The sequence below is a fragment of the Xanthomonas hawaiiensis genome, from assembly GCF_031834635.1.
In the GTDB taxonomy this organism is placed as follows: domain Bacteria; phylum Pseudomonadota; class Gammaproteobacteria; order Xanthomonadales; family Xanthomonadaceae; genus Xanthomonas_A; species Xanthomonas_A sacchari.
Map to the genome: position 1 here is coordinate 1,043,335 of NZ_CP115873.1, position 12,931 is coordinate 1,056,265.

The window sequence follows — 12,931 nt, forward strand, 5'->3', positions numbered from 1 at the left end:
GGCCGATGCGGCCATGTTGCGGCGCGGTTGCGGCGCGGCCAGGGTGCCATTGGTCACGGTCCGGCCACTTGATGACAGCCGTTACACTCTAACGTCTGTCATCAAGGAAGCTTTTCGATGCGTTCGAATTCGTTGGCTGTCGCCATCGCCGCCGTGGCCGCCCTGTCCGGCGCCTCCGCCGCCCAGGCCGGCGAGGGCATGTGGGTCCCGCAGCAGTTGCCGGACATCGCCGGGCCGCTGCAGCAGGCCGGCCTGAAGCTGTCGCCGCAGCAACTGTCCGATCTCACCGGCGACCCGATGGGGGCGGTGGTCTCGCTGGGCGGCTGCACCGCCAGCTTCGTCTCGCCGCAGGGCCTGGTGGTGACCAACCACCACTGCGCCTACGGCGCGATCCAGCTCAATTCGACCCCGCAGAAGAACCTGATCCGCGACGGCTTCAGCGCCGCCAGCCAGGGCGCCGAGCTGAGCGCCGGCCCGAACGCACGCATCTATGTGCTGGACCGCATCACCGACGTCACCGCGCAGGCCAAGGCGGCGATGGCCGCCGTCGGCAACGATGCGCTCAAGCGCACGCAGGCGCTGGAGGACTTCGACAAGGCCCAGGTCGCCGCCTGCGAGGCCGACGCCGGCTATCGCTGCGAGCTGTACAGCTTTTCCGGCGGCAACACCTACCGCCTGGTCCGCACCCTGGAAATCCGCGACGTGCGCCTGGCCTACGCCCCGCCGGCGGGCATCGGCAAGTTCGGCGGCGACGTCGACAACTGGATGTGGCCGCGCCACACCGGCGATTTCTCGTTCTATCGCGCCTACGTGGGCAAGGACGGCAAGCCGGCGGCCTACGCCAAGGACAACGTGCCGTACCAGCCCAAGCACTTCCTGAAGTTCGCCGACCAGCCGCTGGGTGCCGGCGATTTCGTCATGGTCGCCGGGTACCCGGGGCGCACCAACCGCTATGCGCTGGCCTCGGAATTCGACGCCACCGCGAGCTGGGGCTATCCCACCGCCGCGCGTCAGTACCGCGACCTGATCGCGCTGGTCGAGCAGGCCGGCAAGCAGAACCCGGACATCCAGGTGAAGTACGCCGCGACCATGGCCAGTTGGAACAACGTCGCCAAGAACTACGAGGGCCAGTTGGAAGGCTTCAAGCGCATCGACGCGGCGGCCAAGAAGCACGCCGAGGAAGACGCAGTGCTGGCCTGGCTCAAGCGCCAGGGCGGCGTGGGCAAGGCCGCGTTGCAGGCGCATGCGCAACTGCTGGCGCTGGGCGATCAGGCCAAGGCCACCCGCGACCGCGACCTGGTGCTGCGGCAGATGCAGCGGACCGGCGCGCTCGGCAGCGCGATCATGCTGTACCGCCTGTCGATCGAACGCGCCAAGCCGGATGCCGAGCGCGAGCCGGGCTACCAGGAGCGCGACCTGCCCGAGCTCGAGGGCGCGATGAAGCAGATGGAGCGCCGCTACGTCGCGTCCATGGACAGCCAGCTGCAGCGCTACTGGTTCGAGCAGTACCTGAAGCTGCCGAAGGCGCAGCGCCTGCCTGCGCTGGACCAGTGGCTGGCCGGTGCCGACGCGCAGGCCGCCGCCACGCGCCTGGCCGGTACCCAGTTGGGCAACACCGATGCGCGCCTGAAGTGGCTGCATGCCGACCGCGCCGCGTTCGAGGCCAGCGACGACCCGGCGCTGCGTTATGCGGTGGCGTTGATGCCGACCCTGCTGCAACTCGAGCAGGACCAGAAGCGCCGCGATGGCGAGGAACTGCTGGTGCGGCCGCGCTACCTGCAGGCCGTGGCCGACTACAAGAAGAGCCAGGGCGAGTTCGTGTACCCGGACGCCAACTCCTCGCTGCGCATCACCTTCGGCAACGTCAAGGGTTATGCACCCAAGGACGGCGTCGAATACACCCCGTTCACCACGCTGGAAGGCGTGGTCGCCAAGGACACCGGCGCCGAGCCGTTCGATTCGCCCAAGGCGCTGCTGGACGCGGCCAAGGCCAAGCGCTATGGCGGGCTGGAAGACAAGCGGCTGGGCACGGTGCCGGTCAACTTCCTGTCCGACCTGGACATCACCGGCGGCAACTCCGGTTCGCCGGTGATGGACGCGCACGGCAAGCTGGTCGGCCTGGCCTTCGACGGCAACTGGGAATCGGTGAGTTCCAACTGGGTGTTCGACCCGGCGATGACCCGGATGATCGCGGTCGATTCGCGCTACCTGCACTGGATCATGCAGGAGGTGATGCCGGCACCGCGGCTGCTGAAGGAGTTGAACCTGGCCAAGTGAGCCAGGTCCCGACGGGCGGCGGCGTTAGCCGCCGCCCGCGTGTCCGCCCCGCATGCCGGGGCGAGGCACGGGGATGCAGCGCCGGGTTTCAGGCGACGGAGCGGGTATCATGCCGCTCCGTTTTCGTTTGCGAGACGGGCCCTTCCTCCCCCCAAGGATTCCAGCGCATGCGCATTCTGCTCGCCCGCCATGGCGAAACCCCGTGGAACGCCGAAGGCCGCTACCAGGGCCAGATCGACATCCCGCTGTCGCCGGTCGGCGACGCCCAGGCGCAGGCGCTGGGCGCACGCCTGCGCGAGGTGCCGCTGACCCGCGCCGTGGCCTCGCCGCTGGCCCGTGCGCAGCGCACCGCGCGCTTCGCGCTGGGTCCAGAGCGCGAGGCGCTGCTGCAGACCGATCCGGACCTGCAGGAAATCGCCCATGGCGAATGGGAAGGCCTGCTGGCCAGCGAGATCCACGAAAAGGATCCGGCACGCCTGCGCGCCTGGCGCGAGGAGCCGGACACGGTGCTGATGCCGGGCGGCGAGTCGCTGCGGCAGGTGCTGGAGCGCTCCTGGCGCGGCCTGGCCCGCGCCGCCGAGGGCCTGGGCGAGCACGACACGCTGCTGGTGGTGGCGCACGATGCGGTCAACCGGGTGATCCTGTGCCGGGTGCTGGGCCTGCCGATCGCGCGGCTGTGGAGTTTCCGCCAGGCGCCGACCACGCTGAACCTGCTGGAAGGGCCGGACGTGGAACATCTGGAAGTGGTGCGATTGAACGATTGCGCGCATCACACGCCGTTCTTCGGCGAGGCGAAGCATCGGGCTCTGTAGTGTTCTGCTGATTCTTTGCCAGGATGCGTTGAGTTGATGCAAAGGCAAGATCAAATGCTTTCGCGCTTGGCGCGCGAGTCACTTTTCTTTGCTTGTGCAAAGAAAAGTAACCAAAAGAAAGCACACCCGGGCGGCACGCCCTCCGCGCTGCGCGCTCCGGGTGCGCAAGCAGACCGGACATTTTTCGGCGGCACATCCATGTGCCGTCGAAAAACGGCGCGCATCCTGCGCGCCGCCCCTGCGGGGTTTTCGTCCGGTCTGCTTGCCGTGCCTCACGGGACCCGGAACAGCAACAGCAACAGCCAAAGCCAAAGCAACAGCAAAATGCGTCGCCGCTACGAGTGCGCGTGCTGGCGCCGTATCAATCGAGTTCAATCGCCTCCATGAACACCCTCTCCGAATGGCTCGCCTACATCGAGCGCCAACACCCCCAGGACATCGCCATGGGCCTGGAGCGGGTGCGCGCCGTCGCCGCACGCATGCGCCTGACCAAGCCAGCCAGGCACGTCATCACCGTCGGCGGGACCAACGGCAAGGGCTCGACCGTCGCCTTCATCGAGGCGATCGCGCGCGCCGCCGGCTGGCGGGTGGGTAGCTATACCTCGCCGCACCTGCTGCGCTACAACGAGCGCGTGCGCATCGACGGCGACGAGGCCAGCGATGCCGATCTGGTGACCGCCTTCGCGGCAGTGGAGGCCGCGCGCGGCGAAACCGCGCTGACCTATTTCGAGTACGGCACGCTGGCGGCGCTGTGGCTGTTCCAGCAGGTCAAGTTGGATCTGGCCGTGCTGGAAGTCGGCCTCGGCGGCCGGCTCGATGCGGTGAACCTGGTCGATGCCGATGTCGCGGTCATCACCACCGTGGACATCGACCACACCGACTGGCTCGGCACCGACCGCGAGGCGATCGGTGCGGAGAAGGCGGGCATCGCGCGGCCGTGGAAACCGCTGGTGCTGGGCGAGATCGATCCGCCCTCCAGCGTGCTGCGCCGCGCCTACGCGATCGGCGCCAATGCGCTGCGCGCCGGCAGCGACTTCTTCCACGAGCCGATCGACGCCGAGCGCTGGCGCTGGCGCGACGTCGGCACCGAACTGCAGTTGCCGCTGCCGCAACTGCGCGCGCCGGTGCAGCGCGCCAACGCCGCCACCGCCATCGCCGCCCTGCGCGCGCTGCGCCGGTCGCTGCCGCGCACCGCCTACGCCGAGGGCATCGCCGCCGCGCGCCTGCGCGGACGCCTGCAGCCCTGCGTGCGCGACGGGGTGGAGGTGCTGGTCGATGTCGGCCACAACCCGCAGGCCGCGCGCGAGCTGGCCGCCGCGCTGCAGGCGCAGCCGGTCGCCGGCCGTACCTGCGCGGTGTTCGCGGCGCTGGCCGACAAGGACGCCGCCGGGGTGGTGGAGGCCCTGGCCGCACAGGTCGACGCCTGGCATGTGGCCGGCCTGGGCGGCAGCCGTGGCCAGAGCGCTGCGCAGTTGCGCGCGCGGCTGGCGGGCACGGCGGCCGCCGCGGCCGGCACCGCCGAGAGCGTGGCGCAGGCGCTGCAATCGGTGCTGGCGCGGGCGCAGCCGGGCGACCGGGTGCTGGTGTTCGGCTCGTTCCATACCGCCGCCGAGGCGCTGCACTGGCTGCATTCAGCCGCCTGATCCCGCCTCCGCGCGGGCCGACCTTATAATCGGCACGGCACTCCGCCACGCCGCCCCTCAGCCTTTCCGTGGATACCGTCCTGAAACAGCGATTGATTGGCGCCCTCGTCCTGGTAGCGCTCGCCGTGATCTTCCTGCCGATGCTGGTGAAGGGGCCTGCGCCCGACAGCGGCGTGGCCAATGTCCCGCTGAAGGCGCCCGAGGCGCCGGCCGACGGTCAGTTCGAGACCCGCGAGCTGCCGCTGGTGACCCCGGGCGACGCGCCCAGCGGCGGGGCGGTGGGCATGGCCAAGGCACCGGGCGCCGCCGCGGCGCCAGCCGCCGCACCGGCGCCGGTCCAGAACAATCCCGATGCCGCCGACCTCGCCGATCCGGCCGCCGGCAGCGCCGCGCAGCCGCTGCCGCCGAGCACGGCCGCCGGCAACTACGCGGTGAACTTCGGTGCCTACGCCACCGCCGCCGACGCCGATGCGGTGATCGCGCGGCTCAAGCAGGCGCAGCTGCCGGGCTTCCGCGAGCAGGCCACGATCGGCGGGCGCCAGGCCTGGCGGGTGCGGATCGGGCCGTATGCCGATCGCGCCCAGGCCGAATCGGTGCGCCTGCAGGCGGTCAAGGTGCGCAACGACGTCAACGCCCAGGTGGTGACCCTGGACGCGGCGCCGAGCAACGCCACCCCGGCCAGCGCCGCGCCGGCCGCCAGCAACGTCGCCGCCGCCGCGCCCGCCGCCCCGGCCAAGACCGAGGCGCTGCCGCCGGAGCCGGCCAAGCCGGTCGCCACCGCCAAGCCGGCGACGCCGCCGGCGCTCAAGCCGGAACCGGCCAAGCCGGCCGTGACCAAGCCCGAACCCACCAAGCCGGCGGCCACCCCGGCCACCACGGCGGCGGCCAAGCCGGCGCCGAGCGTGCCGGCCGCGCCGGCGGCCTCCGGCACCGGCTTCGCCGTGCAGTTGGGTGCCTTCGGCAAGGCTGAGGACGCCAATGCCCTGCGCGACAAGGTGCGCGCGGCCGGCTTCAGCGCCTTTGTCGAACAGGTGCGCACCGACAAGGGCGCGCTGAACCGGGTGCGGGTCGGCCCGGTCGCCAATCGCGCCGATGCCGAACAGTTGCGCGCCCAGGTCGCGGCCAAGGTCGGCATCAGCGGTATGGTACGTCCACATCCTTGATCGGGCTTCGGCCCATGGAGTAGCACGATGGTCCAGGGAAGGCAGGCGCGCCGCGCGATCGGCGCGATGCAGCGGCTCGGCCGCGGGAGGCGCACATGATCGACATGGTGCTGTTGACGGTGATCCTGGTCTCGGCGCTGCTCGGCGCCCTGCGCGGGTTCGTCGGCATCGTGGTCGGCACGCTGTCCTGGTTCCTGGCCGGCTGGGCCACGTTCCAGTTCGGCGGCAATGCCGGGCGCTGGCTCGCCGATGGCGCGCGGCCCAGCATGAGCTACTACCTGGGCGGCTACGCGCTCACCTTCGTGACGGTGATGGCGGTGGTCGCCATCGTCGGCATGGTGATCCGCACGGCGGTGCGTTCGACCGCGCTGTCGGGCACCGACCGCGCGCTCGGTTTCGGCCTGGGCGCGGCGCGTGGCGGCTTCTTCGCCGCGGTGCTGGCGTTCCTGATGAGCTTCACGCCGCTGACCCGCGAGCCGGACTGGCAGCGCTCGATGGTGCTGCCGGTGCTCAGCCCGGGCGTGGGCTGGATGCGCGCGCAACTGCCGGACTGGCGCATGCCGCAGATGCCGGAGCTGAACCTGTCGCAGATGCCGCAACTGAACGTGTCGCAGATGAATTTGGGCAACCTGCCCGCGGCAGGCGATAATGCGGCGTTGGGCAACGCCCTGCAGGCCAGTGGGCTGCAGGAGATGATGTCCAAGGCCCTGGGGCGTCCCGGGGCGCGGTCCGCGCAGCCCGGGGGCGATCCGTCGCAACTGATGCCCGCGAACATCGATCCGGCGCAGGCGCGTCCGGCGCAATCCGACCCGGCACGGGTCGAATCCAACGGCCAGGCACGGCCACCTTCCCAATAGCGGCGTCCCCGCCGCGGAGAGCGTTGACATGTGTGGCATCGTCGGAATCGTCGGCAACCAGAATGTGGCCGGGCAGCTCTATGACGGCCTGGCCGTGCTGCAGCACCGTGGCCAGGACGCGGCGGGCATCGCCACCGCCGACGGCACCCGTCTGCGCGTACAGAAGGCCAACGGCCTGGTCCGCGACGTCTTCGACGAGAAGCGCATGGCGGTGCTGGAAGGCCGCGTCGGCATCGCCCATTGCCGCTATCCGACCGCCGGCTCGGAAGGCATGGACGAGGCGCAGCCGTTCTACGTGAACTCGCCGTACGGCATCGCGCTGGCCCACAACGGCAACCTGGTCAATACCGAGGCCCTGCGCCAGCAGGTGTTCGAGGCCGACCGTCGCAACATCAACACCGATTCGGACAGCGAAGTGCTGCTGAACGTGTTCGCCTACGAGCTCGACGCGCAGCGCATGCTGACCCCGGAAGCGGCGATCCGTGCAGTGGCCGGTGTGCACCGCCGCTGCAAGGGCGGCTACGCGGTGGTCAGCGTGGTGCTGGGGCTGGGCCTGGTCGCGTTCCGCGACCCGCACGGCATCCGTCCGCTGGTGCTGGGCAAGCGCGAGAGCGTGGAGGGCGACGAGTACATCGTCGCCTCCGAGTCCTCGGCGCTGGACATCCTCGGCTTCACCCGCGTGCGCGACGTGCGCCCCGGCGAAGCGCTGGTCATCACTGGGCGCGGCGAGCTGTTCTCCGAGGTCTGCGCCTCGCCCACCGACCACACCCCGTGCATCTTCGAGTACGTGTACTTCGCGCGCCCGGACTCGATGATCGACAACGTCTCGGTGCACAAGGCGCGCATGCGCATGGGCATGAAGCTGGGCGAGAAGATCCTGCGCCTGCGCCCGGACCACGACATCGACACCATCATCCCGATCCCGGACACCTCGCGCGACGCCGCGCTGGAGATCTCCAACGTGCTCGGGGTGAAGTACCGCGAGGGCTTCGTCAAGAACCGCTACATCGGCCGCACCTTCATCATGCCGGGGCAGGGCGAGCGGGTGAAGTCGGTACGCCGCAAGCTCAATCCGATCCACCTGGAATTCCGCAACCGCGTGGTGCTGCTGGTCGACGATTCGATCGTGCGCGGTACCACCAGCCGGCAGATCGTGCAGATGGCGCGCGACGCCGGCGCGCGCAAGGTGTACCTGGCCAGTGCGGCGCCGCCGGTGCGCTATCCCAACATCTACGGCATCGACATGCCGGCCGCCGACGAACTGGTGGCGCATGGCCGCAGCGAGCAGGAGATCCAGGAATTCCTCGGCTGCGACTGGCTGATCTACCAGGACCTGGAAGACCTGGAGACCGCGGTGCGCGAGGGCAACCCGGAACTGAAGGCGTTCGACTCCTCGTGCTTCAACGGCCAGTACACCACCGGCATCGAATCCGGCTATTTCGAGCGGATCATGCAGTTGCGTTCGGACGAGGCCAAGCGCAAGCGCCGTGCCTGAGTCCCGCGGCGCACGCGCACGCGCGTGGCCCATGTTCGCGCTGGCCGGCCTGGCCGCGCTGTGCAGTGGCTGCGCCGGCGACGACGCCACGCGGCCGGCGCGCACGCTGGACGATCCGCGCCTGCGCGACGGCAGCGTGCCGAGCGCGCAACTGACCGCGTTGCAGCTGTATATGACCCCGGACCAACTGGCGCTGCTGCAGCCGGACTACCGCGCGCCGCTGGCGATCGTCGGCGCGCAGCGCATCGGTGACGACCTGCTGCTCCTGCGCCTGCGCGCGCAGCGCTCCTCCGACGATGTGCGCGCCGACGCGCCGCAGTGGGGCTATGCGGTCGACTGCCGCGACGGCACGTCGCGCCTGCTCGCCGCCGGCATCGGCGTCGACGCCGGTTGGCCGTCGGGCGCACCGCTGGCGCAGATTCCGGAACCGGCCGCGGCCGACCGCCGCAGCGCCTTCGCCCTGGCCTGCGCGCATCGCGTGGACTGCGTGTTCAAGGTGGCCGGCAACCGTTGCGAGCAGGCCCAGCGCACCTGGCTGGAACGGCGCGAGGCAGCCCGGCGTCCGGCGGCGGCGCCGTGAGTGGCGACCTGTATCAGGCCGCGCGCGCCTGCCTGGACGCGGCCGACCCCGACCAGAAGGTCGCGCTGACCCAGCGCCATGCCGCGGCCTGGCGCCAGGGTGCGCTGGCGGTGCCAGCCACGGCGCCGGCGCCCGAGCCGATCCGCATGCCGGGGCGGCCGCCGCGGCCGTCGCTGGTGCATCCGCGCGAACTGCCGCGGCGCGGCCTCGGCAGTGCCGAGGGCCGCGCCGCCTTCATCCACGCCATCGCCCATATCGAACTCAACGCCATCGACCTGGCCTGGGACGCGGTCTACCGCTTCCGCGGCCTGCCGCAGGCGTTCTATGCCGACTGGGTGGCGGTGGCGGACGACGAGTCGCGCCATTTCGTGCTGCTGCGCGACCGCCTGCGCGCGCTGGGCCACGCCTACGGCGACTTCGCCGCGCACAACGGCCTGTGGGAGATGTGCGAGAAGACCGCCCACGACGGCCTGGCGCGGATGGCGCTGGTACCGCGCGTGCTGGAAGCGCGCGGCCTGGACGTGACCCCGGGCATGATCGCCAAGCTGCGCGCGCTCGGCGACGACGCCACCGCCGACATCCTGGAGATCATCCTGCGCGAGGAAGTGGCGCACGTGGCCGCCGGCTCGCGCTGGTACCGCTGGTACTGCGCGCAGGCCGGGATCGAGCCGCGCGCCCGCTTCGCCGCCTTGCTGCACGAATACGCCGGCGGCTACCTGCATGGCCCGTTCAACCTGCAGGCGCGCCTGCTGGCCGGGTTCGACGAGGACGAATTGCTGGCCCTGCAGCAGCAGGCCGGCTGAGGCGGCGCGATTCCTTCGGGACGGTGCGTGCGCTGCGAGAAGGCACGCGCACGCGCGGCGTGAGTACCGGGCGGCGCTTTTTGTGACATCTATCTCCGAGTTGCGACCCGGCTGCATTTGTTGCTTGCGCTGAACGGTGGCTGAGCGGCTAATCGAACTCCCCCGCGCGGCCTCCCCCGATCTGGTCGCGCGCGGGGCGACGTTCGTCCCTACTCACCACCCAGGAGTCCGACATGAAGTCGATGTGCAGCCTTACCGCGATGCTTGCCCTGTGTGTCGCCGGTTCCGCCTCCGCAGCCGGAACGCCCCTGTTCCAGAGCAGTCAGTACGTCTCCAAGTCCATCGCCGGCGAGCCGGCGCTGAGCCGCCTGCTGGCCAATCCCGCCACCGGCGCGGTGCAGCGGGTCGGCGTAAACGCCGCCGCGGTCACCGCCGGACAGCAGCAACTCGAGCTGGACCTGCTGGGCCAGCGCATCACCGCCACGCAACTGAAGACCGAGCAACTGGAAGGCGGCAACAGTATCTGGTACGGCAACCTCGGCAATGCCGCGGTGGCCCGGACCCGTGCGCCGTCCGGCCTGGATCCGCTGAACTCGGCGATCCTGGTGCGCAGCGGCGACACCATCACCGGCAGCATCCGCAGCAACGGCACGCTGTTCCACCTGCGTCCGGTCGCCGGCGGCGGCCATGTGCTGGTGGAAGTCGACGAACGGCGCATGCCGGCCGAGCATCCGGCCGACTATGCGCTGCTGCCGACCGTGCAGATGCCGCAGTCGGTGATCGACGAACGCGTGACCGCCGCCGGCGCCTCGTCCGGCTCGCCCGCGACCATCCGCGTGCTGGTGGTGGCGACCAACAAGGCGGTGACCAGCTATGGCGGCAACATGCAGTCGCTGGTGCAACTGGCGGTGGCCGAGTCCAACCAGGGCTATACCAACAGCAACGTCGGCATCACCATGCAGCTGGCCGGCTACGAGACCACCAACTACACCGAGTCCGGCGACTTCAACACCGACCTGACCCGCTTCCGCGGCACCAGCGACGGCTACATGGACAGCATCCATACCTCGCGCAACACCACCGCGGCCGACGTCGGCGTGCTGATCATCGACAATTCCAGCTACTGCGGCCTGGCCTCGGGCATCGGCTCCACCGCCGCCACCGCGTTCGCGGCGGTGTACTGGGATTGCGCGACCGGCTACTACAGCTTCGCCCACGAGATCGGCCACCTGCAGAGCGCACGCCACGACGTGGCCACCGACTCCAGCACCTCGCCGTACGCCTACGGCCACGGCTATCGCTACGGCAACAGCTGGCGCACGATCATGGCCTACGACTGCACCAGCAGTTGCCCGCGGCTGAACTACTGGTCCAACCCGAACGTGTCCTACAACGGCGTGCCGATGGGCAACGCCAGCACCGCCGACAACCAGCGCGTGCTGGTCAACACCAAGGCGACGGTGGCCGGGTTCCGTTGAGCCGGCCCGCGCGTGACGCAGGCCGCCTGCCTGCGTCACGCGCGGCGAAGACGGCCGGAGCGGGCGCGGCGGCGCCCGCTTCGGCTATGCTGGGAAGCGGCGCCGGCATGGCCGGCGGCGACCGACTTCCTGGAAACGACGATGTTCAAGCGCATGCGACTGCCGGCCGCGCTGCTGCTGGCGATGCTGAGCGCGGGCTGCGGCCCCGCCCCCGATCGGCAGACCGACACGCCGTCGCCGACCGCCAAGACCGAGGCGCCACGGGCCACCCCGCCGGCCGCACCGGCCGACGCCTTCGACGACCAGCGCGCGATCGACCTGTTGCAGTCGCGCCTGTCCGCCGATCACGCCTATCCCGACCTGCAGTGCCTGGGCTACGCCGTCGAGGACGCGAGCGCGGACGACGCGGCGGCCGCTGCGGGTGCGTCGGAGGCCGCGCCGGCGGCGATCGAGATCGCGGTGCGCGAGAAGCACGGCGACGGCTGCCCGGGCGACCCGCAGACCGAGCCGGTCCGCGACCGTTTCCGCGTCGAGCGCTCCGGTGCGATCGGCTGGTACGACGTGGTCGACGGCGACTTCGTCGATTACGCGCAATGGCGGCAGCAGCGTGCCGGCGGTGGTCTGCCCTGAGCGCTGGTTTTCGCACCGTGCTGCACGCGTGGTTGTGATGGCGCGCTGCGAGGACGTGCGGATGGACGGTGCTGGCCCGAAGCGGATCGGTGCCGACGCCGCACGCGCTGCCGGCCTGATCGCGGCGTTGCATGAGGCAGGCAGAGACGGTCAGGCGGCGTCGTCAGCGGTTCTGCGGAATCCTGCACCGAAGCGCAGTTCGGTGACGTCCTGGAGCCGCGCCGCGGTTGCAGGGAAATGCGTTGCCGCGCACTACTGAGTAAGCGTCGCCGGGCTGCACGCGGCGGCGCCGGTCGTTGGTGCTAGAGCTGTTGCAGCTTGCAGCCCTGCGCATCGACGCGCAGCACCGAACCCTGTTCGTACCAGTCGCCGAGCACGATGCGGGTGCAGGCGCGACCGTCCACGTCCAGCGCATGCACCGCGGGCCGATGGGTGTGGCCATGGATCATCTTCGCCACGCCATAGCGGGCGAAGGTGGCGGCGACTTCGGCCGGGGCCACGTCGGTGACGGTCTCGAATTGCGCGCTGTCGTCCTGCTTCAACTCGGCCTGGCGCGCCTGGCTGGCGGCGCGCGCCTGCTGCGCGTAGGCGATCCGCGCAGCCAGCGGCTGCGCCAGGAACTGCTGCTGGAAGGCCGGATCGCGGGTCTGCGCACGGAACGCCTGGTAGGCGGTGTCGTCGGTGCACAGCAGGTCGCCATGCAGCAGCAGGGTCGGCTCGCCGTACAGGTCGATCACGCAGGGATCGGGCAGCAGGCGCAGGCCAGCGCGCTGCGCGTAGTCGGCGCCGAGCAGGAAGTCGCGATTGCCGTGCATGAAGAACACCGGCACCCCGGCCGCATGCAGCGCGTGCAGCTCCAGCGCCACCGCATCGGCGGCCTCGGACGGGGTGTCGTCGCCGATCCAGGCCTCGAACAGATCGCCGAGGATGTACAGCGCCTCCGCCTGCCGCGCCTCCCCGCGCAGGAAGTCGAGAAACAGCGCGGTGATCGCCGGCCGTGCCGGGTCCAGATGCAGGTCGGAGATGAACAGCGTGGTCATTTGGCCATTGTAAGGCCGGGAGTGGGGAATCGGGATTGGGGAATGGTGAGTGCTCGCGAGCGCAGGCATTGCTGCGCCGTCGAAGAGCCGGGATCCGGATTCGGGAACGGGAATTAGGGATTCGGAGGGTGCACTAACGCAGACGTTGTTGCG

The 12,931-nt window shown here is 70.4% G+C and carries 11 protein-coding genes; 10 read left to right on the top strand and 1 reads right to left on the bottom strand.

From position 1 onward, the window contains the following. The first annotated feature begins 117 nt into the window (after positions 1-117). The 10 genes from PG878_RS04595 to PG878_RS04640 all read left to right on the top strand — a co-directional run bounded on the left by PG878_RS04595 (position 118) and on the right by PG878_RS04640 (position 11,738). The gene (locus PG878_RS04595; protein ID WP_209031976.1) at positions 118-2,277 is read left to right on the top strand and encodes a S46 family peptidase; all 2,160 of its coding nucleotides are present in this window, start codon (positions 118-120) and stop codon (positions 2,275-2,277) included. A 167-nt stretch (positions 2,278-2,444) separates the two neighbouring features. Then, complete coding sequence (locus PG878_RS04600) at positions 2,445-3,089, top strand: histidine phosphatase family protein (protein ID WP_010341361.1); 645 nt, start codon at positions 2,445-2,447, stop codon at positions 3,087-3,089. 383 nt (positions 3,090-3,472) lie between these two features. Next, positions 3,473-4,732, top strand: coding sequence for a bifunctional tetrahydrofolate synthase/dihydrofolate synthase (gene folC, locus PG878_RS04605; protein WP_244672687.1), 1,260 nt, complete (start codon positions 3,473-3,475; stop codon positions 4,730-4,732). 68 nt (positions 4,733-4,800) lie between these two features. Then, a complete protein-coding gene (locus tag PG878_RS04610) occupies positions 4,801-5,895 on the top strand; it encodes an SPOR domain-containing protein (RefSeq protein ID WP_209031977.1) in 1,095 nt (364 codons plus the stop codon). A gap of 95 nt (positions 5,896-5,990) precedes the next feature. Further along, positions 5,991-6,752, top strand: coding sequence for a CvpA family protein (locus PG878_RS04615; protein ID WP_209031978.1), 762 nt, complete (start codon positions 5,991-5,993; stop codon positions 6,750-6,752). A 28-nt stretch (positions 6,753-6,780) separates the two neighbouring features. Next, complete coding sequence (gene purF / locus PG878_RS04620) at positions 6,781-8,247, top strand: amidophosphoribosyltransferase (protein WP_152240271.1); 1,467 nt, start codon at positions 6,781-6,783, stop codon at positions 8,245-8,247. Positions 8,248-8,278: 31 nt separating this feature from the next. After that, a complete protein-coding gene (locus PG878_RS04625) occupies positions 8,279-8,827 on the top strand; it encodes a hypothetical protein (RefSeq protein WP_209031979.1) in 549 nt (182 codons plus the stop codon). Continuing rightward, complete coding sequence (locus PG878_RS04630) at positions 8,824-9,630, top strand: ferritin-like domain-containing protein (protein WP_209031980.1); 807 nt, start codon at positions 8,824-8,826, stop codon at positions 9,628-9,630. The genes PG878_RS04625 and PG878_RS04630 overlap by 4 nt, the downstream gene beginning before the upstream one ends. Before the next feature lie 233 nt (positions 9,631-9,863). Then, positions 9,864-11,108, top strand: coding sequence for a zinc-dependent metalloprotease (locus tag PG878_RS04635; RefSeq protein ID WP_209031981.1), 1,245 nt, complete (start codon positions 9,864-9,866; stop codon positions 11,106-11,108). A 141-nt stretch (positions 11,109-11,249) separates the two neighbouring features. After that, positions 11,250-11,738, top strand: coding sequence for a hypothetical protein (locus tag PG878_RS04640; RefSeq protein ID WP_209031982.1), 489 nt, complete (start codon positions 11,250-11,252; stop codon positions 11,736-11,738). A 302-nt stretch (positions 11,739-12,040) separates the two neighbouring features. Here the strand turns inward: PG878_RS04640 and lpxH are convergent, their stop codons facing one another. Continuing rightward, on the bottom strand, positions 12,041-12,778 hold the full coding sequence (gene lpxH / locus PG878_RS04645) for a UDP-2,3-diacylglucosamine diphosphatase (protein WP_209031983.1): 738 nt from the start codon (positions 12,776-12,778) through the stop codon (positions 12,041-12,043). Positions 12,779-12,931 lie beyond the last annotated feature (153 nt).

What these genes read in the sequence shown, in the direction of transcription:
- PG878_RS04600 (WP_010341361.1), top strand. Translation starts at nt 2,445, where the DNA reads ATGCGCATTCTGCTCGCCCGCCATGGCGAAACCCCGTGGAACGCCGAA.
- PG878_RS04625 (WP_209031979.1), top strand. Translation starts at nt 8,279, where the DNA reads ATGTTCGCGCTGGCCGGCCTGGCCGCGCTGTGCAGTGGCTGCGCCGGC.
- PG878_RS04595 (WP_209031976.1), top strand. Translation starts at nt 118, where the DNA reads ATGCGTTCGAATTCGTTGGCTGTCGCCATCGCCGCCGTGGCCGCCCTG.
- purF (WP_152240271.1), top strand. Translation starts at nt 6,781, where the DNA reads ATGTGTGGCATCGTCGGAATCGTCGGCAACCAGAATGTGGCCGGGCAG.
- PG878_RS04640 (WP_209031982.1), top strand. Translation starts at nt 11,250, where the DNA reads ATGTTCAAGCGCATGCGACTGCCGGCCGCGCTGCTGCTGGCGATGCTG.
- lpxH (WP_209031983.1), bottom strand. Translation starts at nt 12,778, where the DNA reads ATGACCACGCTGTTCATCTCCGACCTGCATCTGGACCCGGCACGGCCG.
- PG878_RS04635 (WP_209031981.1), top strand. Translation starts at nt 9,864, where the DNA reads ATGAAGTCGATGTGCAGCCTTACCGCGATGCTTGCCCTGTGTGTCGCC.
- folC (WP_244672687.1), top strand. Translation starts at nt 3,473, where the DNA reads ATGAACACCCTCTCCGAATGGCTCGCCTACATCGAGCGCCAACACCCC.
- PG878_RS04615 (WP_209031978.1), top strand. Translation starts at nt 5,991, where the DNA reads ATGATCGACATGGTGCTGTTGACGGTGATCCTGGTCTCGGCGCTGCTC.